Source organism: Bradyrhizobium sp. USDA 3650, from assembly GCF_054057395.1.
The window spans coordinates 1722012-1744181 of the sequence record NZ_JBSRZG010000001.1 but is presented as its reverse complement, the minus strand read 5'-3'; the positions used below and the strand labels follow the sequence as shown (position 1 = coordinate 1744181).

General features: G+C 63.7%; 16 protein-coding genes. 12 read left to right on the top strand and 4 right to left on the bottom strand.

The features are described 5' to 3' along the window. Positions 1-66 precede the first annotated feature (66 nt). Positions 67-1404, bottom strand: coding sequence for an epoxide hydrolase family protein (locus tag ACVIN2_RS08350; protein WP_456765232.1), 1338 nt, complete (start codon positions 1402-1404; stop codon positions 67-69). 632 nt (positions 1405-2036) lie between these two features. Here ACVIN2_RS08350 and ACVIN2_RS08345 point away from each other — a divergent pair. Together ACVIN2_RS08345 and ACVIN2_RS08340 are read left to right on the top strand one after the other, a co-directional pair. Then, positions 2037-2528 carry a septal ring lytic transglycosylase RlpA family protein gene (locus ACVIN2_RS08345; RefSeq protein WP_456765231.1) on the top strand — a complete coding sequence of 164 codons (492 nt, stop codon included), beginning with the start codon at positions 2037-2039 and terminating at the stop codon, positions 2526-2528. A gap of 361 nt (positions 2529-2889) precedes the next feature. Next, on the top strand, positions 2890-3660 hold the full coding sequence (locus tag ACVIN2_RS08340; protein ID WP_456765230.1) for a cupin domain-containing protein: 771 nt from the start codon (positions 2890-2892) through the stop codon (positions 3658-3660). Positions 3661-3715: 55 nt separating this feature from the next. Here the strand turns inward: ACVIN2_RS08340 and ACVIN2_RS08335 are convergent, their stop codons facing one another. Together ACVIN2_RS08335 and ACVIN2_RS08330 are read right to left on the bottom strand one after the other, a co-directional pair. Further along, positions 3716-5686: an AI-2E family transporter gene (locus ACVIN2_RS08335; protein ID WP_456765229.1), complete on the bottom strand. Its 1971-nt coding sequence runs from the start codon at positions 5684-5686 to the stop codon at positions 3716-3718. Between the two features lie 748 nt (positions 5687-6434). Beyond that, positions 6435-8174, bottom strand: a complete 1740-nt coding sequence (locus ACVIN2_RS08330; RefSeq protein WP_456765228.1) for a methyl-accepting chemotaxis protein — start codon at positions 8172-8174, stop codon at positions 6435-6437. Between the two features lie 220 nt (positions 8175-8394). Between ACVIN2_RS08330 and ACVIN2_RS08325 the strand changes: the two genes are divergently transcribed. From ACVIN2_RS08325 to ACVIN2_RS08310, 4 genes are all read left to right on the top strand, one after another. Continuing rightward, positions 8395-9777: an ethanolamine ammonia-lyase subunit EutB gene (locus ACVIN2_RS08325; protein WP_456765227.1), complete on the top strand. Its 1383-nt coding sequence runs from the start codon at positions 8395-8397 to the stop codon at positions 9775-9777. 151 nt (positions 9778-9928) lie between these two features. Then, on the top strand, positions 9929-11515 hold the full coding sequence (locus ACVIN2_RS08320; protein ID WP_456765226.1) for a B12-binding domain-containing radical SAM protein: 1587 nt from the start codon (positions 9929-9931) through the stop codon (positions 11513-11515). Between the two features lie 6 nt (positions 11516-11521). Beyond that, on the top strand, positions 11522-12307 hold the full coding sequence (gene eutC / locus ACVIN2_RS08315; protein WP_456765225.1) for an ethanolamine ammonia-lyase subunit EutC: 786 nt from the start codon (positions 11522-11524) through the stop codon (positions 12305-12307). Between the two features lie 206 nt (positions 12308-12513). Then, positions 12514-14880 (top strand): efflux RND transporter permease subunit, encoded by a 2367-nt coding sequence (locus tag ACVIN2_RS08310; protein ID WP_456765224.1) that lies wholly within the window; start codon positions 12514-12516, stop codon positions 14878-14880. A 122-nt stretch (positions 14881-15002) separates the two neighbouring features. On the opposite strand, the gene ACVIN2_RS08305 is transcribed toward ACVIN2_RS08310, so the two are convergent. Then, positions 15003-15500: a hypothetical protein gene (locus ACVIN2_RS08305; protein WP_027516853.1), complete on the bottom strand. Its 498-nt coding sequence runs from the start codon at positions 15498-15500 to the stop codon at positions 15003-15005. A gap of 462 nt (positions 15501-15962) precedes the next feature. On the opposite strand from ACVIN2_RS08305, the gene ACVIN2_RS08300 reads away from it, so the two are divergent. The 6 genes from ACVIN2_RS08300 (at position 15963) to ACVIN2_RS08275 (ending at position 22145) form a co-directional block, all read left to right on the top strand. Continuing rightward, entirely contained in the window at positions 15963-16196 is a 234-nt protein-coding gene (locus ACVIN2_RS08300; RefSeq protein WP_007593627.1) for a hypothetical protein, read from the top strand. Between the two features lie 192 nt (positions 16197-16388). After that, positions 16389-17273 (top strand): squalene synthase HpnC, encoded by an 885-nt coding sequence (gene hpnC, locus ACVIN2_RS08295; RefSeq protein WP_456765223.1) that lies wholly within the window; start codon positions 16389-16391, stop codon positions 17271-17273. Continuing rightward, the gene (hpnD, locus tag ACVIN2_RS08290; protein ID WP_456765222.1) at positions 17263-18102 is read left to right on the top strand and encodes a presqualene diphosphate synthase HpnD; all 840 of its coding nucleotides are present in this window, start codon (positions 17263-17265) and stop codon (positions 18100-18102) included. The genes hpnC and hpnD overlap by 11 nt, the downstream gene beginning before the upstream one ends. Beyond that, on the top strand, positions 18102-19355 hold the full coding sequence (hpnE, locus tag ACVIN2_RS08285) for a hydroxysqualene dehydroxylase HpnE (RefSeq protein WP_456765221.1): 1254 nt from the start codon (positions 18102-18104) through the stop codon (positions 19353-19355). The genes hpnD and hpnE overlap by 1 nt, the downstream gene beginning before the upstream one ends. 76 nt (positions 19356-19431) lie before the next feature. Then, entirely contained in the window at positions 19432-21399 is a 1968-nt protein-coding gene (gene shc, locus ACVIN2_RS08280; RefSeq protein WP_456765220.1) for a squalene--hopene cyclase, read from the top strand. After that, positions 21396-22145 carry a phosphorylase gene (locus ACVIN2_RS08275; RefSeq protein ID WP_247359916.1) on the top strand — a complete coding sequence of 250 codons (750 nt, stop codon included), beginning with the start codon at positions 21396-21398 and terminating at the stop codon, positions 22143-22145. Before shc ends, ACVIN2_RS08275 begins: the two co-directional genes overlap by 4 nt. Positions 22146-22170 lie beyond the last annotated feature (25 nt).

The window sequence follows — 22170 nt, the reverse complement described above, 5'->3', positions numbered from 1 at the left end:
TATTTCTTCTTTCCCGCGCCAAGCAAGGCGGCATGAACCCCTTGCCGGCGGCGTCCTTGACCACCGTCACTGGACCAAATGTGCGAGCCGAAGCGGCCTGAATGCGGCGCGCAGCTCGGCGGAGAAAAGCGCCGGCTGCTCCCAGGCAGCAAAATGACCGCCTTTGTCGACCTCGTGGAAGTAGGTCAGGTTGCGATAGGCCCGACGGGCCCACGTCTCCGGGGCTTGATAGCTCTCGCCCGGGAATACCGTGATGGCCACCGGCAGCGAGATCTCCGCGGTCTTCTCCGGACCTGCAAGGGCGGGACTGCGCCCGCTATATTCCCAGTAAAGGCGCGCCGAGGAGGTGGCGCTGTTCGTCAACCAGTACAGCGTGATGTCGTCCAGCACCTCGTCGCGGGACTTTTCGGAGTCGGTGTCGTCGAATTTCCAATGCGTGAAGCCGGGATGTCCGAGCATCCAGGCCGCCAGGCCCGCGGGAGAATCCGTCAAGCCGTAGCCGATCGTTTGCGGCCTCGTTCCCATCATCAGCGCGTAGGACCGGTTGCCCATCTTGCCCGCCGCACTGAATGCATCGAACGCTGCGCGTTCGCTAGCGGAAAGGTCTGCTGGGGCGGGCCCGCCGGCCGCGAGGATCGCGGCGATATCGGGCGGCACGATCGCCGGCAAATTGATATGGATGCCGAGCAAACCTGCCGGCGCCAGCCGTGCCATTGCACTCGAGACCGGCGAGCCCCAGTCGCCGCCCTGGGCGACATAGTGGGTGTAGCCCAGGCGCTTCATCAGTTCTGCCCAGATGCGCGCCGTGCGGTCAGGACCCCAACCGGTATCGACCGGTTTGCCGGAGAAGCCATAGCCGGGCATCGAGGGAATCACGACGTCGAACGCGTCTTCAGGCCGCCCCGCATGGGCCGTTGGATCGGTGAGTGGATCGATCAGCTTGAGCTGCTCGAAAACCGATCCCGGCCAGCCATGGGTTATGACGACAGGCAGGGCATTGGGATGTTTGGAGCGGACATGAATGAAGTGAATATCGATGCCGTCGATGTTGGTGATGAACTGCGGAAGTCGATTCATCCTCGCTTCGATCTTGCGCCAGTCGTAGGCCGTCCCCCAATAGTTGACGAGGGGCTGGAGCTTCGCCAGCGGGATACCTTGGGACTGATCGGAAACAGTCTCGCGATCAGGCCATCGCGTCGCCAACACGCGCCGCCGAAGCTCGACAAGGTCCTCCTCCGGCACGGCAATGTGGAAGGGGCGAATTGTGCTTTCGCCCGCGGCCGCCGCTCCACGCAGCGGAAACACGCTCGTGGAAATCACCGCTGCAATTCCAATCGCTGCGGTGCTCAAAAGCGCGCGCCGGCTTCTGTCGATGGTGTTCTCGGAATTGTATGGCATCGGCATGGGACACCTTCCTGGCTTCAGGCGATCGGAGCCTGCGGAGCAGGGCAGTCCTTCGTCTGGCTCTGCAACATGGCTCGGAAGCTGGCCAATGGCTCGTTAAGGCTTGTTAGATGCTGTGAGCAGTTGCGACTGATGCCGGGCAAGTGAAGGAAGACAAGTTCAGCATTTCTGTCCCATGTCCGCCGACAAGGACGGAGTGGACAAGCTGATCGGATCTGTGCGTCAGTTCGTTGTCCATGAACGCGTTCGGCAGCGGGCCTTGCTGCGCGAGGACATCGCAAACTCCCACTGCGACGTCGCGCAAGCAAGCTTCTCACGCTAGGTGGCGGCCTCCGTCGCTGCGACGATCGCTTCTGCAAAAACAACGCCGATGAGAATCAAACGGCGGTCAGGCAGGCGAGCGCACGGATTGTCTTGATTAGTGGCGCTGTGAGAATCATGTCGTCGCACTTATTTCACTGTCGCTCTCGTCGTCATGCTGTTGACGCAATGTCTGTCTTAGACGGCGACAAGTAAAACACGTGCTGGAACTGTTGGGGTTCCTACAAACGGTTCCGGAGCCAGGGGTTGGCTCGATCCGCAAAACGAATTGCGGCATCGGAACCAAACGATCGAAAATCACAGGAGATATAATGGTGTTCCGCTCGAGCGCCGCAATTTGCGGCGCCGTGATTGCGCTTGCTGTTTCGGTTTCTATTGCCCGATGTGAAGCTGGTGGGGTTCACTCAAACGCTGTCGACGATGCCGCTTCCGGGGAAGCGATCGTTGGCGCGGCATCCATGTACAATCCGTTCAAGCCGGGCAAAGAGGAGGGCGGCCCGAAGACGGCTTCCGGCGAGCGCTATGATCCCTCGGTCTGGTCGGCTGCCATCAAGACGAGCTTGCGTAAGAAATTCGGTGGGGTCCAATTTGGCGCGAAGCCGAAATACGCCCTCGTCGAAGCCGTCGGCAAGAAGGTCATCGTCAGGATAAATGATGTGGGACCGCTAAGGCCTGGCCGCATCATCGACTTCAATGAGCGGACCATGCGCCATTTCGATCCGAGCCTTGAGCGTGGGGTCATTCCTGACGTCAAAGTCCGGCCGCTTGCCGGCGGCGATTGGACCCCTGGACCGGTTGGCTGAACCGTCGCACTGGGAGGTCGCGCAGCACGGCCCTTCCAGAAGTTGAGAAGGCCTCGATGGCTCTCCATGCTGTCGGCAAGGCGTTGCTCGCCGGTGCGACGGTGGTCGGATGTTTTGGGAAAACCGACACACCTCCATGCTCGACCAAAGCCGAATAGCGGGTTGAAATCTGCGCGTCTAGATTGAAAGACGGAAAGGCAGGTGGGGCGGGCAGCCGTTGCTCCAGCGGTCTTCATCAACTTGCTTTTTCCGACGGTTTCTATCTGCGTTCTACGTCCACGCATGTTCGCCAATATCGTTGTCATTGCGAGGTCGTGCCGCTGGAGCGGTGTGCGATTGCACGTAACCATGGAGAACGCAGATGAGCAGCTTCCCTTGGCACTTCCCTTGGCGCTTGTGGCAAAAGCACAAGAACAAATCTCTGGACAATGCAAAGTCTCCTTCGGACAAGGCGGAGCCTTCTTCCGAACAGTTCGAAGGCAGGGGTCGGCGACACCTGCTGCAGGCGCTATCCGTCTTCGCCGCCGGTAGCGCGTTGGGGGAGATGTCAAACCCCGCCGAAGCAAAAGACTCCAGTGATTTGCCACCTCCAAGACGTGCATTGACCGGCCGCGATGCAGCCGGCAAGTCGGTGTTGAAGTCTTTTGAGGTGACTCCAAAGCTGGTGGAAATCGATGCCAATCCAGGACTGACTTTCTATGAGCTGTACATGACTGAGGGAGTGCCAGGACTGAGCGGACTGGAGCCGGATCCGATGTCGGCAGGAACGAAGGCCTTTCCAGGCCCTGAGGGGACCATCTTTCGATTGATCTCGTATCCGCCGAAGCGCCCGGAAGGTTGGAAGCCGCCGCCCGGAGTTACTTTCGAGAGTGGGCTTAGAGAAATGTCGGACAAGATCCCCGGCATGGGAGACCATTTTGAGCGCGGCGCCCCAGGGATGCACACATCGGATACCATAGACTACGGAGTCGTGGTTCGCGGCGAGATGACGCTGGAATTGGACGACGGACAGAAGGTCCATTTGCGTCAGGGTGATTGCATCGTGCAAAACGGAACGCGCCATCGCTGGCGCAACCCATTGCCCGAACCCTGTCTCATGGCGTTTGTCTCGATCGGCGGGAAGCGCGCCTGAGACGTGGAGACGCGGCCTCTTGGGCTGAAAGCAGCCACGTCTAGCGTACAAACTGCTAAGCGGCCGTGATCTTCGAAGCCGGGCCTTCGGCTCCAGTGCCAAGGGAGTCCACACCTGTCGCCTCTATGCAGAGTCTGAGCGCTCCGCCCAGAGTTGCAGCAGCCAGATCCGCCTTGGCACCTTCCCGCAGGCTTTCCAGCGCCGCTGGGTCGATGTCCTTCATCCAGCAACCCAGAATGATTGTAGCCTTCGGCAATTTACGGCGAAGCCGTCGCACCGAGTAACGCATATGAGCAGGACTACTTGCGTCCATATAGACAAGACAGGCAATGGCGACCCCGGCGGTCTCCAGCCGGAAGATATTCGCCGTCGATAATGCTCCCGCTGCTTCAACTCGCGCCGACAAGCCATGCGCATCCGTCAGTTGCGCCAGCATGATCGCAGCCGCTTCGTCGATCGGATTTCGTCCAGCCAAGCAGAGCACGGGATGATCGCCTTGCCATTCAGAAGGCAAGTCCTCCTTGCGCAGCACCCGCAGACTCTCATAAGGCGCGTCCTCAGCCACGCCCTCTATGGCAGATGTAGCTTCGACATCTGTGGTCGGGTTGACCTTCAGCGACGGACGCTCATCCTGCTCCGAAATGTTATTGGCAAATTCCTGGACCGCATCCCTGATTTTGGTCAGCCGGTCGGGAGCCAGAGCGCCGCGCTCGGCATCTGCTTGAGCCAGTTGCAGTCCTCGCAGGGCTACTTCGTCGTAATAGGAGCTAAGAGATCGCTCCTTCAAGAACTCCTCTGCTTTTGCCGAAGCTTCTGTCGGATCGCCGGCGAGCATCCGCTGATAGAATATCTCAGGCGGAGAGAGCGCTGGTCGGTCTCCAAACATGACGTCGAGGAACTCCAGGCGCTCGACATGGCGGCCCAGGACGACCAGACACACGGTAAGGGGTGTCGCCAGAACGAGGCCGATTGGACCCCAGAGCGCCGTCCAGAACGTCGCGGAAGCCACAACGGCCACCGGCGATAGTCCCGTGCTGTGTCCATAGACCATCGGCTCCAGCACATGGCCGACGATTGGTTCTACCACCACGAACAGCGCGATCGTCCAAAGCAGCATCGTCCAGGTTGGATCGACCGCAACCGCAAGAGCGAGAGGGAAGGCGGCGGCGATGACCGCCCCAATGTAAGGCACGAAGCGCAGCACTGCTGCCAGAATACCCCACAGGATCGCGCTTGGAACGCCGATCAGCCAAAGACCCATTCCGATGATGATGCCGAAGCCCCCGTTCACGAGAAGCTGGATAAGGAAAAGCCGGCTGAGACGGCTCGCCGCGTCATCAAGGGCAGCCGTGGTGCGCTGCAGGTCATCCGAACCGGCCAGCCTGATCAGGCGATTACGAAGATCCTCGCGCTGAAGCAAAATGAAGATCACGAATATGACGATGATCCCGGTCGTTGCGAGCGGATGAAGCAATGGTGAAATCAGTGTTTGCAAGCTCTCCAGCGCGCCCGGATCGGGCTGGAGCACTTCCACAGGAACGGGCTTCGGCGGGGCCGCTTTCGGAGCTGCTATGGTCCCCAACGAATTCGCGGCCTCCTTGGGCTTGTCGAGTTCTTTGCTGAGGTCCTTCAACATGCTGGAAGCCCGCTCGAGCGTGCCTCGACCGGCGGTCGTCTCACGGAAGGATTGGATCTTCTCGCTTATTGTGGACTGATATCGCGGCAAATCGCCGGCCAGCTGCGCGAGTTGGGTAGCGAGCAGGCTGCCCATCGCAAATATGAACGCGAAGGCGATCACGACCACGCTCACCACAGCCAAACTGCGTGGAATGCGCAGACGCTGAACCAGTCGAACCAGGGGCGCCAGCACGAAGCTGAGCAAGACGGCCAGCGCTATTGGAATGATGATCTCGCGACCGTAATAGAGCACCATGACAATGATCGCGGCGAGAATAGCCATCGCCACGGCGCTCAATAGCGAAATCAGTTCTTCCGGTGTTCGTGCTTTGAATGGCTGCCTGATCACAGCTCCTCGCTAGGCCGGGAAAAGCGGCGAGTTTGTTGAGGGTCCGGTGAGTTCGGACGGCACATCTTTGGGAAGGTCGTCCAGTCCTGACATGAAGCGAGCTGTCGAAGTCGGTGCATGAGCTTCAGGCCGGTTTGCGAGCCGGTCACAACTGACCAAGCCCGATCGGCTAGGGCTACGATCCCGACGGGTACGCATTGTTGCCATGAGCATCTGGAGCTAACGATGGTGCGCTAACGGCGGCATTGAATCGGGAGCGCCAAGCCACGTTGGGAATGAACATGTCACGCCGGGTTTAGTTCCGCGCGCTGCTCCAAGAGCGCGGTATGGCGCCCCGCTTCAGCTCGCGATAGCGACTCGGCGTGCGATCTTTCCGGCCTGCTTCCCGCCGAAAAGCCTGAGCATTCGGGCCGCTTCCAAGGATCACTGTCTCCTGCATCGCTTCCGCTAAAGCTAGATGGTGGCGATAGCAAAAAGCCGCGGACTGCTCCGCGGCTCTGGTTCACAGGGAGGCGGCCTCAGCCAGCCTTCGGCTTCTCACGATCTGCCGGCGCAGCGCGAAAGCTCCAACATTGACATCATGCCAGTGTTTTGCCCGACGAGTCAAATATCATTTCGTAAAATACGAATAGCTTTCGGCGTAGCCAAGCCATTGATATCGCTATCCCCGGCTACTGTGCATGGGGTTGTTTTCGCGCTTTTTGATGGAGCGACCCCAACGCCGGCGCCGCTGGCGATGGACGTGCTGCTACCCCGCCTTGGCGACGCGGCCGTCCGCCGCGCCTGAGCGCAGGTTCTGGAAGAACTTCTCCACCTCGCGCGACAGCGTCTCCGCCGTCTCGGTCACGCTGCTCGCAGCCGTCAGCACCGAGGAAGCCGCAGTATCGGTCTCGCCGATGGCATCGCGGAGCGAGCTGATGTTGGCGACGAGGGTCTCGTTGCCTTGGGCCGCCGATTGCGCGTTAGACGAGATCTCGCGCGTGGCGGCGTCCTGCTGGCCGATGGCGCCGGCGATCGCCGAGGTGACGTCGTTGATCTCGCGCACCGCGCCGCCGATCTCGCGGACGGCGTCGACCGCGTTGCGGGTCGAGGACTGGATCATCGAGACGTTCTCGCTGATGTCGGCGGTCGCCTTTGCGGTCTGGCCCGCGAGTGCCTTCACTTCATGCGCGACGACGGCAAAGCCGCGGCCGGCATCGCCTGCGCGCGCGGCCTCGATGGTGGCATTGAGCGCGAGCAGATTGGTCTGCTCGGCGATCGCCTGGATCAGGCTGAGCACGCCGTCGATGCGTTGCGTGGCTGCGGCCAGGCTCTCGATCTCGGCGATCGATTTCTCGGTGCGCTGGCCGGTCTGCTCGACCGCGCTGGCGGATTGCCGCACCTGCCGGCCGATCTCCACCACCGACGCCGACAGCTCCTCGGCCGCGCCTGCCACCGCCGTGACGTTGTGCGAGGCCTGTTCGGTGGCGTTCGCCGCCGTGCCGGCGCGGCTGCTCGCGTCCGCGGTGACGCGGGTGATGGTCTGCGCCGTCTCGCGCATCACGGAGGCGTTGTCGCTGAGGCCGCGCATGATCGCGCCGATCGCCTCGCGAAACGCGTCGACGGATTGCTCGATGTGGCGGGCGCGCTCCTCGCGCGCGGCGGAGTCCTGCGAGACCTGCGAGGCGAGATTGCGGTTACGCTCCATCGCGTCCTGGAAGATCTGGATCGCGCGTGCAAGTGCGCCGATCTCGTCGGCGCGGTCAGAGTGGGGCACCACGACGTTCTCGGCGCCGTCAGCGACCTGCTTGATGGTCGCGGTGATGGCGGAGAGGGGGCGTGCGATCGAGCGGGCGATGATGACGATGCCGATCACGACGAGGGCGAGCGCCACGCCGGCGAGGCAGGTCAGGACGAAGGACAGTGTGCGATTGGTCTCGGTCTCGTGCGCGATTTGCCTCGCGCGCTCGGCATAGACCTTGGACAGCGCCTCGAGATCCTTGTTCAGCGCCGAGCGCACGGCGCGGTTGGCGTCGTTGTCGCCCCATTCGCGGCCCGCGGCCGCATTGATCTCGACGCCGCGGCGCACCAGCTCCTTGCGAAACTCGACGAACTGCTCGATGCGCTTCTTGAAGGTGGCGAACTGCTCGGCATCGTCAGCCTTGACGATGGTCTCCCAGCGCTTCACGACGTCGAGGATCTGGGCGTTGAACTTGAGCAGGCCCTCGCCGTATTTCTTTACCACGGCGGGCTCGGTCGACATGTAGACGCCGCGCGATTCCATCACGACCGCATAGACCAGCGAGTTGACCCGCTCGACGTTCAGCGCGGCGGCGTTCGCGGTCTCGATCGCGGTGGTCAGCTCGGCACCGCGGCGGCTGTTGTAGTCGGACAGCATCGCGATCGCCGCCGTGAGCAGCGCGAACAGCGCGAAGATCGCGTAGAGCTTGTTGGCAAGCGTGAAGCGGCCGGCAAGGCCGGCGGCATTCCCAGATTGATCGGTTGTCATGGTTTTCAGGGGCCCGAATGGCCGGGAGCGGCCGGAGAGCGCGGTCGTGCAAACTATTGCAAAACTATGCAGAATGAAGATGGACGCAGCGTTAACGCCGGGTTTGGCCCGCTTTGCCCTCGGCCGAAGGAAAGGTAGATATTTCAGCGTCTTGATCTGAAGGTATAGTCTTGGGATCGCCCTGGAGTCGGCCTCTGGCCGACGAACCCCGGAGAGACCTTTGGTCTACCGCCACACCATCGACGCAACGACCTACACGTTCCCGGATTTGCGCGACCTGCTCGCCAAGGCGACGCCGCCGCGCTCCGGCGACCGGCTGGCCGGGATCGCCGCCGCCAGTGCCGAACAGATGATCGCGGCGCGGATGGCGCTGGCCGACGTCCCGCTCGGGCAGTTTTTGCAGGAAGCCGTCATCCCCTATGAGACCGACGAGGTCACCCGCCTCGTCATCGACAGCCACGACGCCAAGGCCTTCGTGCCGGTGGCCTCGCTGACGGTCGGCGCCTTCCGCGACTGGCTGCTGTCGGACGCCGCGACGCCCGAAATCCTGCGCAAGCTGGCGGGCGGCATCACCCCGGAGATGGCCGCCGCGGTCTCGAAACTGATGCGCAACCAGGATCTGATCCTGGCGGCGCGGAAATGCGAGGTCACCACCGCTTTCCGCAACACCATCGGCCTGAAGGGCCGGATGAGCACCCGGCTCCAGCCCAATCATCCCTTCGACGACGCCAGGGGCATCACCGCCTCCGTCCTGGACGGCATCCTGCTCGGCGCCGGCGATGCCTGCATCGGCATCAACCCGGCGAGCGACGACCCGGCCGTGATCGGCCAATTGCTGCGGCTGCTCGACGAGGTCATCGCGCGGCTGAAGATCCCGACCCAGGGCTGCGTGCTGACCCATGTCACCACCACCCTGTCGCTGATCGGGCAGGGCGTGCCGGTCGACCTCGTGTTCCAGTCGGTCGCCGGCACTGAGGCTGCCAACCGCAGTTTTGGCATCGACCTCGCGCTTCTCAAGGAGGCGCAGGAGGCTGGATTGTCGCAGAAGCGCGGCACGGTCGGGCAGAACGTGATGTATTTCGAGACCGGGCAGGGCTCGGCGCTGTCGGCCAATGCCCATCACGGCGTCGACCAGCAGACCTGCGAGGCGCGCGCCTATGCGGTCGCCCGCGCCTTTGCGCCCCTCCTGGTCAACAGCGTGGTCGGCTTCATCGGCCCGGAATATCTCTACGACGGCAAGGAAATCATCCGGGCCGGGCTGGAGGATCACTTTTGCGGCAAGCTGCTCGGCCTGCCGCTCGGGATCGACATCTGCTACACCAACCACGCCGAGGCGGACCAGGACGACATGGACAATCTGCTGACGCTGCTCGCCGCCGCCGGCGTCACCTTCATCATGGGCGTTCCCGGCGCCGATGACGTCATGCTGAACTATCAGTCCACGTCTTTTCACGACGCGCTCTATGTCCGCGACGTCTTTGGATTGCGCCGCGCGCCGGAGTTCGACGATTGGCTGGTGCGGTCCGGCATTGCGGGCGCTGACTTCCGTCTTGCCGGCGATGCAGGCCTGCTGCCCGATTTTGCGTCACGGCTGATCGCGTGACGCGGCGGAGCACCCGGCGGCCCGAGGAAACCATTGATGCCCTAGGGAATTAGGCTCATGCCACAATATTGAGAAATTCCGGCGGCAGCATTACGCTATGTGTCTGTCTGGCAATTTCCGCGGCTAAGTCGAGCGTGGCGGGGGAGCTTTGATGCGAGCTGAAAGTAACGGGACGTCCCGGCGGATTCTCTGCGTGTTTCCGCGATACACATCGTCGTTCGGGACGTTCGAGCATTCCTACCCCCTGACCGATGGCGTCCGCGCCTTCATGCCGCCGCAGGGACTTTTGCTGCTCGCGGCCTATCTGCCCGAGGAGTGGCAGGTCAAATTCGTCGACGAGAACCTTCGCCGTACGACAAGGGAAGAGTTCGAATGGGCGGAGGCGGTCTTCGTCAGCGGCATGCACATCCAGCGCCAGCAGATGAACGACATCTGCCGCCGTGCCCATGAATTCGACCTGCCGGTCGCGCTCGGCGGTCCCTCCGTCAGCGCCTGCCCGGATTACTATCCCTCCTTCGACTATCTCCATGTCGGCGAGCTCGGCGACGCCACCAATCAGCTGCTCGAGATCTTGTCGCGCGATACCTCGCGTCCGGAAGCGCAGGTGGTGCTGACCACCAAGGACCGCGTGCCGATGACGGAGTTTCCGATCCCGGCCTATGAGCTCGCCGACGTGAAGAAATACTTCCTCGGCAGCATCCAGTATTCCAGCGGCTGTCCCTATCAGTGCGAGTTCTGCGACATCCCCGGCCTTTACGGCCGCAATCCGCGCCTCAAGTCGCCGGAGCAGATCATCGCCGAGCTCGACCGCCTGCGCGAATGCGGCATGACCGACACGGTGTATTTCGTCGACGACAATTTCATCGGCAACCGCAAGGCGGCGCTGGACCTCCTGCCGCATCTGATCGAATGGCAGAAGAGGACCGGCTACATGGTGCGGCTCGCCTGCGAGGCGACGCTCAACATCGCGAAGCGGCCGGAAATCCTCGAGAAGATGCGCGAGGCCTATTTCGTCACCATCTTCTGCGGCATCGAGACACCCGACCCCGATGCGCTGAAGGCGATGCACAAGGACCACAACATGATGGTCCCGATCCTCGAGGGCGTGCAAACCATCAACTCCTACGGCATGGAGGTCGTGTCCGGCATCATCATGGGGCTCGATACCGACAAGCCGAACACGTCGGAGGCGCTGCTCGCCTTCGTCGAGGATTCCCGAATTCCGCTGCTCACGATCAACCTGCTTCAGGCGCTGCCGAAGACGCCGCTGTGGGACCGTCTGGAGCGCGAGGGACGCCTGGTCGAGGACGACGGCCGCGATTCCAACGTCAATTTCCTGTTGCCCTACGACGACGTCGTCGCGTCCTGGAAGCACGCCATGGCCGTCGCCTACGAGCCCGAGAAGGTCTACGCGCGCTTCCAGTATCAATGCGACCACGTTTACGTGCACCGCTTGAAGATGCCGAAACCGGACGAGATGAAGACCTGGCCCAACATCAGGCGCGGCCTCGTCATGCTGCGAAACATATTCTGGAAGGTCGGCGTGCTCGGCGACTACAAGCGCGTGTTCTGGAAGTTCGCGCTGGGCCGCATCAAGCACCGCGATCTCGAAGGCCTGATCGGCTGCACCCTGATCGCGCACCATCTCATCACCTTTGCGCGGGCGGCCTCGACCGGCCAGCAGAACGCCTCGAACTATTCGATCCGGCTACGCGAGGCCTCCGTCCCCGCCGAATGACACAACATGTCTGATCCGGCTATCCCGCGTCGTCCGACCCTCGATCTGCGGTCGCTCACGCCCGCGCGCGTCGCGCTCGGGCGCAGCGGCGCGAGCCTGCCGACGCGGGCACTGCTCGATTTCACGCTGGACCATGCCCGCGCCCGTGATGCCGTGCATGCCGTGTTCGATGCACCGCGGCTGGTCGCGGATCTCCGCGCGCTTGGCCTCGTCGTCACCGCGGCGAACAGCCGGGCGGTCGACCGCAGAGACTATCTGCGGCGGCCCGATCTGGGCAGACGGCTCGATGCCGGATCAGTCGAGGCCCTGACGCGGAGCGCCTCGGAGCCGTGCCAACTCGCGGTCGTGATTGGCGATGGGCTGTCGGCGGCGGCGGTCCACGCCCATGCGGTCGCGCTGGTGATGCGCCTGCTGCCGTTGCTCGCAGCCGACGATGGTGTCGCGATCGGCCATGTCGTCGTCGCCTCAGGCGCGCGCGTCGCGCTGGGTGACGAGATCGGCGCCATTCTCGGCGCGCGCATGGTCGTGATGCTGATCGGCGAGCGGCCGGGACTGTCGGCGCCCGACAGTCTCGGCGCCTATCTGACTTTCGCCCCGAAGCCTGATCGCACCGATGCCGAGCGCAACTGCGTGTCGAACATCCACAAGACCGGGTTGAGCTATGACGAGGCTGCCTTCAAGATCGCCTGGCTGGTCCGCGAGGGGCTCGCGCGGGAAGCGACCGGTGTGGCGCTGAAGGACGAGAGCGCGGACCGCGCGCCGCGTCGAATTGGCACGGCTTTGCCCGAATGAAGGGCATTAAGGCAAAATCGCCACATCTTGATCGATTCGGCCACACTCCGCCTGCTTGCGAGAAGGGTGATTGACCTGCTAAACCCCTCGCGGCGATTTTCTGCGCATTTTCAAAGGGCAAGCCTCCCATTGGTATGGCATTTTCAAGCCGTTCGCGGGGCGCGACAAGCTCACAGACCCGAGCTGATTTAGGAACTGGACAAGGCATGCTCGAAAAGCACAGCGAGAGTGAGGTTCATGTCGACAAGGTCGAGCAGGGACCTGCGTCCTCGATCGCCTTCGGGCTGGAGCGCATCGGGCTGTTCGCCGTCCGGGCGCCCATCGTCTCCTGCATCGTCCTGGTCGTCCTGATCGTCGGCGCCGTGTTCGGCATCCACCGGATCAAGATCGACGATTCGCTGTCGCAGCTGTTCCGGTCCAACACGCCGGAATTCCGCCAGTACGAAGCGGTGACCAAGAAGTTCCCAGCTGAGGAATTCGACGTCCTCGTCGTGGTCGAGGGCAAGACCCTGCTGGCGCGGAACAACCTCGAGAAGCTGCGCGACTTCGTCACCGACATGCAGCTGGTCGAGGGGACGCGCGGACTGGTCTCGCTGTTCTCCGCGCGTCAGGCGCCGGCGCCGGGCAAGCTTCCCGCCGCGCTGTTCCCGCCCGAGCTGCCCGAGGGCGCGGCCTATGACAAGTTCATCGAGGGCGTCAAAGCCAACGAGATCATCCGCGGCAAGCTGTTGTCCGAGGACGGCACGCTGGCGCTGATCGTGCTGTCGCTCGATCCGGAGGTGGTCGCCTCCAACAAGCTGACCAAGACCGTCGCCGACATCCGCGCGCTGATGAAGGAAGACCTCGGCGACACCGGGCTCAACGTGCAGCTTTCCGGCGTGCCGGTGATGCAGCTCGAGATCCGCAACGCGGTCGAGCGCGACGGGCTCACCTACAACATCCTCGGCATTCTCGCCGGCTGTGTCATCGCCATCATCTTCTTCCGCAAGATCTCGTTCATGGTGGCGGCGGCGTTCCCGCCGATGATCGCGATCCTGCTGGCGCTCGGTGCGCTCGGCTGGGCCAATTTCAATCTCAACATGTTCCTGAACGTGATGACGCCGCTTATCATGGTCATCAGCTTCTCGGACTCGATGCAGCTCACCTTCGCCGCGCGCGACCGGCTGATCGCGGGCCAGGACAAGTTCACGGCATTCAAAAACGCGGTGCTGGTGGTGGGACCGGCCTGCGTGCTGACGCACGGCACCGCCGGCATTTCCTTCATCGCGCTCCAGTTCTCCGACTCCGATCTGATCCGCAAGTTCGGCGAGGCGGGTCTCGCGGCCACCATCATCGCGCTGGTCGCGGTGTTGTCGCTGGTGCCGGTGTTCGGCGTGCTGTTGGTGCGCAACGAGAAGGTCTTTGCGACCAAGTTCCAGAGCGCGGATGCCGGCGTGCAGGCGCTGCGTAATTTCTGTTACTGGATCGCGGTGCGCATGGTGGGCCGTCCCGGCCTGTTCAGCCTGATCGCGGTGGTGTTCGTGGCGGGCCTCGGCGTCATCTACGCCAATCTGGAGCCGCGCTACCGGCTCGCCGACCAGGTGCCGGACAAGCGCCAGGCGGTCGCCGCTAGCGACCGGCTCGACGCCAAGCTCACCGGCGCCAACCCGGTCAACGTTCTGATCCAGTTCCCCAAGGGTGAATCGCTCTATTCGCCGGAGACGCTGCAGACCATCGCCGACGTGCACGCGACGGTGGAGAAGGCAGCCGGTGTCGGCAATGTCTGGTCGGTCGAGACCCTGCGCCGCTGGCTCGCGGACAAGGCCGGCAGCGCCGACGTGGCCACCCTGAAGGAATATGTCAGCGTCATTCCGGAGCATCTGGTGCGCCGGTTCATCGATGCCGAGCAGGACGCCGTCGTGGTCGCAGGTCGCGTGCCGGACAAGGATTCCAGCCAGCTCCTGCCGATCGTCGACAAGCTCGATACCGAGCTCGACGCCGTCCGCAAGAAGCATCCCGGTTATGAAGTAGCGGTCACGGGTCTTGCCGCGATTGCCGCGCGCAACTCGGCCGGCATGATCGAGAAGCTCAACCGCGGGCTCACCGTCGAATTCGCGCTGGTCGCGATCTTCATCGGCCTGGCCTTCCGCTCCTGGGTGGTGATGTTCGCCTGCATCCTGCCGGGCATCTTCCCCGTCGTGATGTCGGGAACGGTGCTGTGGGCGATGGGCGAGGGACTGCAATTCGCCAGTGTCGTGGCTCTGACCGTTTCGTTTGGCCTGGGCTTAAGCGCCACCATCCACTTCCTCAACCGCCTCAGGCTCGAGAGCAAGCCGGGCGTCGGCTCGGCGCTCGCGGTGGAGCGCGCGACCGTGCTGGTCGGCCCGGCATTGATCCTGACCACGCTGGTGCTCGCCTGCGGTCTCGTCGTCACGGTGTTCTCCGACCTGCCGTCGCTGCGGCTGTTCGGCTGGCTCAGCGCCTTCTCGATGGTGATGGCGCTCGTCGCCGACCTCTTCATCCTGCGGCCGACGGCAATGTGGCTGATCAATCTGCACGCCAAGCTTCAGGGCACCGACAAGCCGGCGATCTGAGCGGCTTCATTCATCAGGCATGAAGTCTGCACGGTCCGGGCGACTGCGCTGCGTCTCCGAAAAACAACAAAGCCCCGGTTCGCGAGAACCGGGGCTTGCTGCTTTCGAAGCGGTAAGAGCTGTCAGCCCTTTGTCATCGTGATGTTGACGCCGCGAATCTCGCCCTTGGATGAGATCTGCACCGTCTGCTTCGTGCCGTTGGTGCGCAGCGACAGATTGGCGGCAAAGCCGTTGGCCTCGACGAACACCTCGATCTGGCCGCCACCGGCGGTGCCCTGGAGATTGCCGAAAATGTTGCGGTTGGTCTCGCTCCAATTGCCGGAGATCCGCTCGCCCTGGCTGGTCACGTCGCTGGTGAGGTCGAACTTGTAGCTGTCGGACGCGCAGTGCAGCGCCTGCTTGAGGCTGAGACCGGTGCCGGCAACCTTGTAGTCAGCCTTGCAGCGGATGCGCTCGGTGGAGCCGTCGGACAGCGACACCGTACCCGTGCCGGTCCACGCGCCCTCGAAACCTGCAAACGGTCCGGACGACTGAGCCTGACTTGTCGAAACCGAGAAGAGCAGCACAGCGCCGATGCCGGCCGCCTTGATTGCCAGTTCAGATCGCCCAAAGAATTTCATCTTCAAAATATCCCGTTTTTGGAACGACGTCCGCTTATCACTAAGAACGTCTCGCCACATCGAAGGTTTAGTGTTCCGAGCCTGTGTCAGGTTCAATGGCCGGCCGCCCACATGTCGGCATCGCGAAGCGCGCTTGCCATGGTTGGCCTGCGGATTCTCTGCGTTTCGGCATGTTTCTGGCGGCCAAGGCGGGATGGAGAGATGCAGCTCTGCAACAGGTGCGCAGCAAAACGCGGCGCACCTGGATTATGACGTAGTATCAGTCTCTTACATTTGTCAGAGAAGGCGCAGGGAAGACCTGATTTGGTGGACGTGGCGCCAATTTGGCCGCATTTGCCAGTGCTTGTGCCTTCTCCGAGGCCGCTACTCCCGCGGCGACTTGCCATCAGAGCAATCCGTTCCGGTCGTCGCCCAGTGCTGCCCGGGATTGGTGCGATTCTGCCGTCAGAATGAAGGAATACAATGCGTAAGCTTCTCGTCGCTCTCACCTTGCTGTCGGCCTCACTCTCGACCGCAGCGTTCGCCCAGCAAGGGCGCGGCACCGACGCCGAGCAGAAGGCCTGCTCGCGCGATGTGCAGAAGCTCTGCCGTCCGGTCATCGACCAGGGCGATTTCACCATCCTGGCCTGCCTCAAGGAGAACCGGGCCAAGATCTCGCAGGCCTGCGACCAGGTCCTGAAGAACCACAACCAGTAAGCTCGGCCACTGGCCCACAAAAGGCGGCCCCTGGGGCCGCCTTTTCGGACCTGATTCGCAAAGGGCAGCCATCGAGAGACAGGATTGGTTTTGCGGCCGTATTCCCCTATATGGGGGCCGCGGCGGCACCGCCGGCACGGGCTAGCGAGCGAAAAAGCCCTTCCTGTCCAAACGATTGTAGACCAGCCCTCGATGACCTCTGCGAGCGAATTGCGATCCGGCAAGGGTGAGCGCGACGAGAATTTTCCCGTCGCGTCCTGGATCATTCATCCGCGTCATCGCGCGCTGATCCTGGCGTATTACAATTTCGTCCGCACCGCCGACGACATCGCCGACCACGCCACGCTGCCGCCAGACGAGAAGCTCGCTTATCTCGACCTGCTCGAGGCGGAATTGCTCGGCACGGGCGATACCCAGGCCGAGGCCGTCAGATTGCGGCACGCACTGGCCGAACGTGGCATGGCGCCGCGCCACGCGCTCGACGTGCTCATCGCGTTCCGTATGGACGTGACCAAGTTGCGCTACGAGAATTGGGACGAGGTCATCCATTATTGCCGCTACTCGGCGATGCCGGTCGGCCGCTTCATGCTCGACGTCCATGGTGAGAGCACCTCGACCTGGGCCGCGTCGGATGCGCTCTGCGCAGCGCTGCAGATCAACAACCACCTTCAGGATTGCGGCAAGGATTTCCGCGAGCTCAACCGGGTCTATCTGCCGCGCGATGCGTTGGCCGCCAGTGGCGCCTCGGTCGAGCAGCTCGGATTGGCGCAGTCGCCCCCGGCGATGCTGGCCTGCCTTCAGGCTCTCGCCGTGCGCAACGAAGCGCTGCTCAACGAGGGCAGGTCGCTAGCTGCGGAAATCCGGGATTTCCGCCTCGGCGTCGAGGTCTCGGTGATCCAGGCCTATGCCGACCGCATCGTGCGCCTGTTGAAGGTGCGCGATCCCCTGCGCGAGCGCGTGCACCTGAACAAGCTCGAGCTTCTCACCTTCAGCCTCGCCGGCATGATCGGCGAAGTCGGCCGCCGCGCGGTCGGACGCAAGGCCATTTCCAGACCGGGGACTGCACATGACGCTTGAGGCGACCTCGCCCAGCGCCAATTATGGCTCGACCGCATCCGGCAGTTCGTTCTACGCCGCGATGCGCATCCTGCCGCACGACCAGCGCGAAGCGATGTTCCAGATCTACAGCTTCTGCCGCCAGGTCGACGACATCGCCGATTCCGATGGTCCGCGCAACGAGCGGCTCGCCGCGCTTCAGGCGTGGCGCAACGACATCGATGCGCTCTACCAGGGCAATCCGCCGCCGCGGCTGAAGGACTACGTCGCCTCGGTGAAGACCTTCGGCCTCAAGCGCGAGGATTTCCTCGCGATCGTCGACGGCATGGAGATGGACGTGCCGCAGGACATCCGCGCGCCCGACATGGCGACGCTGGATCTCTACTGCGATCGCGTCGCGAGCGCCGTGGGGCGGCTGTCGGTCCGGGTCTTCGGCCTGCCGGAAGAAGACGGCATCGAGCTCGCGCATCATCTCGGCCGCGCGCTCCAGCTCACCAACATTCTGCGCGACATCGACGAGGACGCGGGCCTCGGCCGGCTCTATCTGCCGCGCGAAGCGCTGCTGCATGCCGGCATCACCTCCAACGATCCGGACCGCGTGATCGTCGAGCGCGCGCTGCCGAAGGTCTGCCTGCCGCTGGCGCAGCGCGCAAAGGTGTATTTCGAGAAGTCGGACGAGATCATGAACCGCAACCGCCGCCGCGCGGTGCGTGCGCCGCGGATGATGTCGAAATACTATCATGCCATTCTGGATCTCCTGATCGCGCGCGGGTTCAACGCGCCGCGCGAACCGGTGCGTGTGTCGAAGGTCACACGCATCGCCATCCTGCTCCGTCACGCTCTCATCTGATGCAAAAAACAGCTCACATCATCGGTGCTGGAATCTCCGGCCTTTCCGCCGCCGTGCGGCTTGCCAATGCCGGCTTCAAGGTCGCCGTGCACGAGGCGACGCAGCAGGCCGGCGGCCGCTGCCGTTCCTATTTCGACGGCGCCACCAATCTCACCATCGACAACGGCAACCATTTGCTGCTGTCCGGCAACAGCCATGCGCGCGCCTATGCGCGCTCGATCGGCACCGAGGCGGGCCTCGTCGGTCCGGCGCGCGCGCAGTTTCCCTTCGTCGATATCACGACCGGGCAGCGCTGGCAGATCGATCTCGGCGATGGCCGGCTGCCGACCTGGGTGCTCGACGAGAGCCGCCGCGTCCCCGACACCGGGCTGACCGATTACCTGAAGCTGGCGCCGCTGATCTGGGCCTCGGAAGAGACGCTGGTCGGCAAGTCCATTCCCTGCGAGGGCGTCCTCTATCAGCGCCTGGTGCAGCCGCTGCTGCTCGCGGCGCTCAACGTCGATCCACCCGAAGGCTCGGCGGGGCTTGCCGGCGCGATCGTGCGCGAGACGCTGCTCGCTGGCGGCCAGGCCTGCCGTCCCCTGATCGCGCGCGACGGGCTTAGCGCGGTGCTGATCGAGCCTGCCGTGACGTTCCTGCAGGAGCGCGGGCACACCGTTCAGCTCGGCCATGAGCTGCGCTCGTTTGCGACCCATGACGGCAAGGTCGGCGCGCTGAATTTCGGCGGCGAGGATGTGATCCAGATCGGCGCGGGCGACGTCGTCGTGATGGCGGTGCCGCCGCGCGCTGCCTCCAACCTGCTGCCGGGCTTGAAGACGCCGACCGAATTCCGCGCCATCGTGAATGCGCATTTCCGCGTCGAGCCGCCGGCGGGATCGGCTCCGATCCTCGGTGTGATCGGCGGCGTTGTGGAATGGCTGTTTGCGTTCCCGAACCGGCTGTCCGTCACCATCAGCAACGGCGACCGCCTGGTCGACATGCCGCGCGAGGAACTCGCGCAGGTGATCTGGAACGACGTCTGCAAGGCGGGCGGTGTGTCCGGCGAGCTGCCCCCCTGGCAGATCGTGCGCGAGCGCCGCGCCACATTTGCGGCGACGCCGGCGCAGAATGCCCTGCGTCCGGGGCCGGTCACTGCGCTGAAAAACCTGTTTCTTGCAGGCGATTGGACTGCTACGGGATTGCCTGCAACCATCGAGGGATCGGTCCGATCCGGTGATCGCGCCGCCGATCTGGTTCTGGCCGCCAAGGGATAGTGACAGGCGGCCCTGACGGGCATTTGTCCCGGTCAATTTCGGCCCATTCAATCGACTATCGGAGCAATCGAGCGAGATGGATTCCGTGAACGCGACCAGCCGCGAAGCCCAAGAATTCAGGAACTTGGAATCGAGCATTGCGTCGGCCACCGAAGGCGTCCTCGGCTTCCAGCAACCCGACGGCCATTGGGTGTTCGAGCTCGAGGCCGATTGCACGATTCCGGCCGAATACGTCCTGCTGCGCCACTATCTCGCCGAGCCGGTCGATGCCGTGCTCGAAGCCAAGATCGCCAATTATCTTCGCCGCGTGCAGGGTGCCCATGGCGGCTGGCCGCTGGTGCATGACGGCGAGTTCGACATGAGCGCGAGCGTGAAAGCGTATTTCGCGCTGAAGATGATCGGGGATTCCATCGATGCGCCGCACATGGTGCGTGCGCGCGAGGCGATCCATTCCCGCGGCGGCGCCATTCACAGCAACGTCTTCACGCGCTTCATGCTTGCGATGTTTGGCGTCGTGACCTGGCGCGCGGTACCGGTGCTGCCGATCGAGATCGTGCTGCTGCCGTTCTGGTCGCCGTTCCACATCAACAAGATCTCCTACTGGGCGCGCACCACCATGGTGCCGCTGATGGTCATCGCCGCGCTGAAGCCACGGGCGAGGAATCCCAAGGGCGTAGGCATCGACGAGCTGTTCCTGCAGGATCCGCGCTCGATCGGCATGACCGCCAAGGCGCCGCACCAGAGCATGGCCTGGTTCGTGCTGTTCCGCGCGCTCGACGGCATTTTGCGCGTGGTCGAGCCGATGTTTCCCAAGAGCCTGCGCAAGCGCGCCATCGACGCCGCGCTCGCCTTCACCGAGGAGCGGCTGAACGGCGAGGACGGCATGGGCGCGATCTATCCGCCGATGGCCAACATCGTCATGATGTACGACGCGCTCGGCAAGGACGAGAGTTATCCGCCGCGCGCGATCACGCGCCGGGGCATCGACAAGCTGCTCGTGATCAAGGACGACGAAGCCTATTGCCAGCCCTGCGTCTCGCCGGTGTGGGACACGACGCTGACCGCGCACGCGCTGCTCGAAGCCGGCGGTGACAAGGCGGTGCCGGCGGCCAAGCAGGGTCTCGACTGGCTGATCCCGAAGCAGGAGCTCGAGGTGAAGGGCGACTGGGCGGTGAAGCGGCCCGACGTGCGCCCGGGTGGCTGGGCCTTCCAGTACAACAATGCCCATTATCCCGATCTCGACGACACCGCGGTGGTCGTGATGTCGATGGACCGGATGCGCCGGGAGCACGGTGCGGCCGGCTATGACGCCGCGATCGACCGTGCCCGGGAGTGGATCGAGGGCATGCAGAGCGACGACGGCGGCTGGGCTGCCTTCGACGTCAACAACCTCGAATATTACCTGAACAACATCCCGTTCTCGGACCATGGCGCGCTGCTCGACCCGCCGACCGAGGACGTCACCGCGCGCTGCATCTCGATGCTGGCCCAGCTCGGCGAGACCGCGGAGACCAGCAAGCATGTCGCGGACGGGATCGCCTACCTCCGCAAGACCCAGCACCCGGAAGGGTCGTGGTACGGCCGCTGGGGCATGAACTTCATCTATGGAACCTGGTCGGTGCTGTGCGCCCTCAACATGGCCGGCGTCCGCCATGACGACCCCATGATGCGCAAGGCTGCCGGCTGGCTGGCCTCGATCCAGAACCAGGATGGCGGCTGGGGCGAGGATGCCGTCAGCTACCGGCTGGACTACCGGGGCTGGGAGGCCGCCCCCTCGACCGCCTCACAAACGGCATGGGCCTTGCTTGCCCTGATGGCTGCTGGCGAGGTTGATCACCCGGCCGTCGCCCGCGGGGTGGAGTACCTGATTGCAACACAGAACGAAAAAGGACTGTGGGATGAACAGCGGTACACCGCCACAGGCTTTCCCCGTGTATTCTATCTACGGTACCATGGTTATCCGAAGTTCTTCCCGCTGTGGGCGTTGGCGCGGTATCGGAACTTGCGGAACACCAACAGCAGGGTGGTAGGGGTCGGAATGTGACTTTGGGGACGGGGGACTATCTTACCGCGGGTCAAACCGTTGATCCGAGGCCGATATTGATCGTGACTGGACTGGTTCAGGAGGCCCGCATCGCGGCCGGCCCTGGCATGGCGGTCATCTGTTCGTCGAGCAGCCCGACCCAGTTGCGGGCGCTGTTGACGGTGCTGGATCCCGAGACGATTCGCGGTGTGATCTCCTTTGGCGTGGCCGGCGGGCTCGACCCGACGCTGCGCTCCGGCGACGTGGTGCTGGCGACCGAGGTGCTCGCGGGCGATACCCGCTGGGCCGCAGGGCTGTCGCTCGGCGACGACCTGATCGACCGCCTGACGTCCGGGCGCCGCCGCGTGGTGCGCGGCAGCCTCGCCGGTGCCGAGGAAGTGGTCACGGGGCGCTCCTGCAAGGCGGCGCTGCACTCGGAAACCGGAGCTGCCGCCGTCGACATGGAAAGCCACATCGCGGCCGCCTATGCCGCCGAGGCCGGCTTGCCGTTCGCCGCGGTCCGCGTCATCAGCGATCCCGCCCATCGCGCGCTGCCGGCGCTCGCCCGCGCCGCCATCAAGCCGAACGGCCAGATCGACGTGCTGGCCGTGCTGCGCGGCATCGCGCGCAACCCGACCGCGCTGCATGGGCTGGTCTCGACCGGCCTCGATTTCAACCGCGCGCTGCGCTCACTTCGCGGCTGCCGCGACTTCCTGATCGGCACCGAGCTCGTGGAGAGCGAGGCGCTGGTTTCAGAGGCGGCCTGAGCGGGTTCTATCGATCATTAAAAAC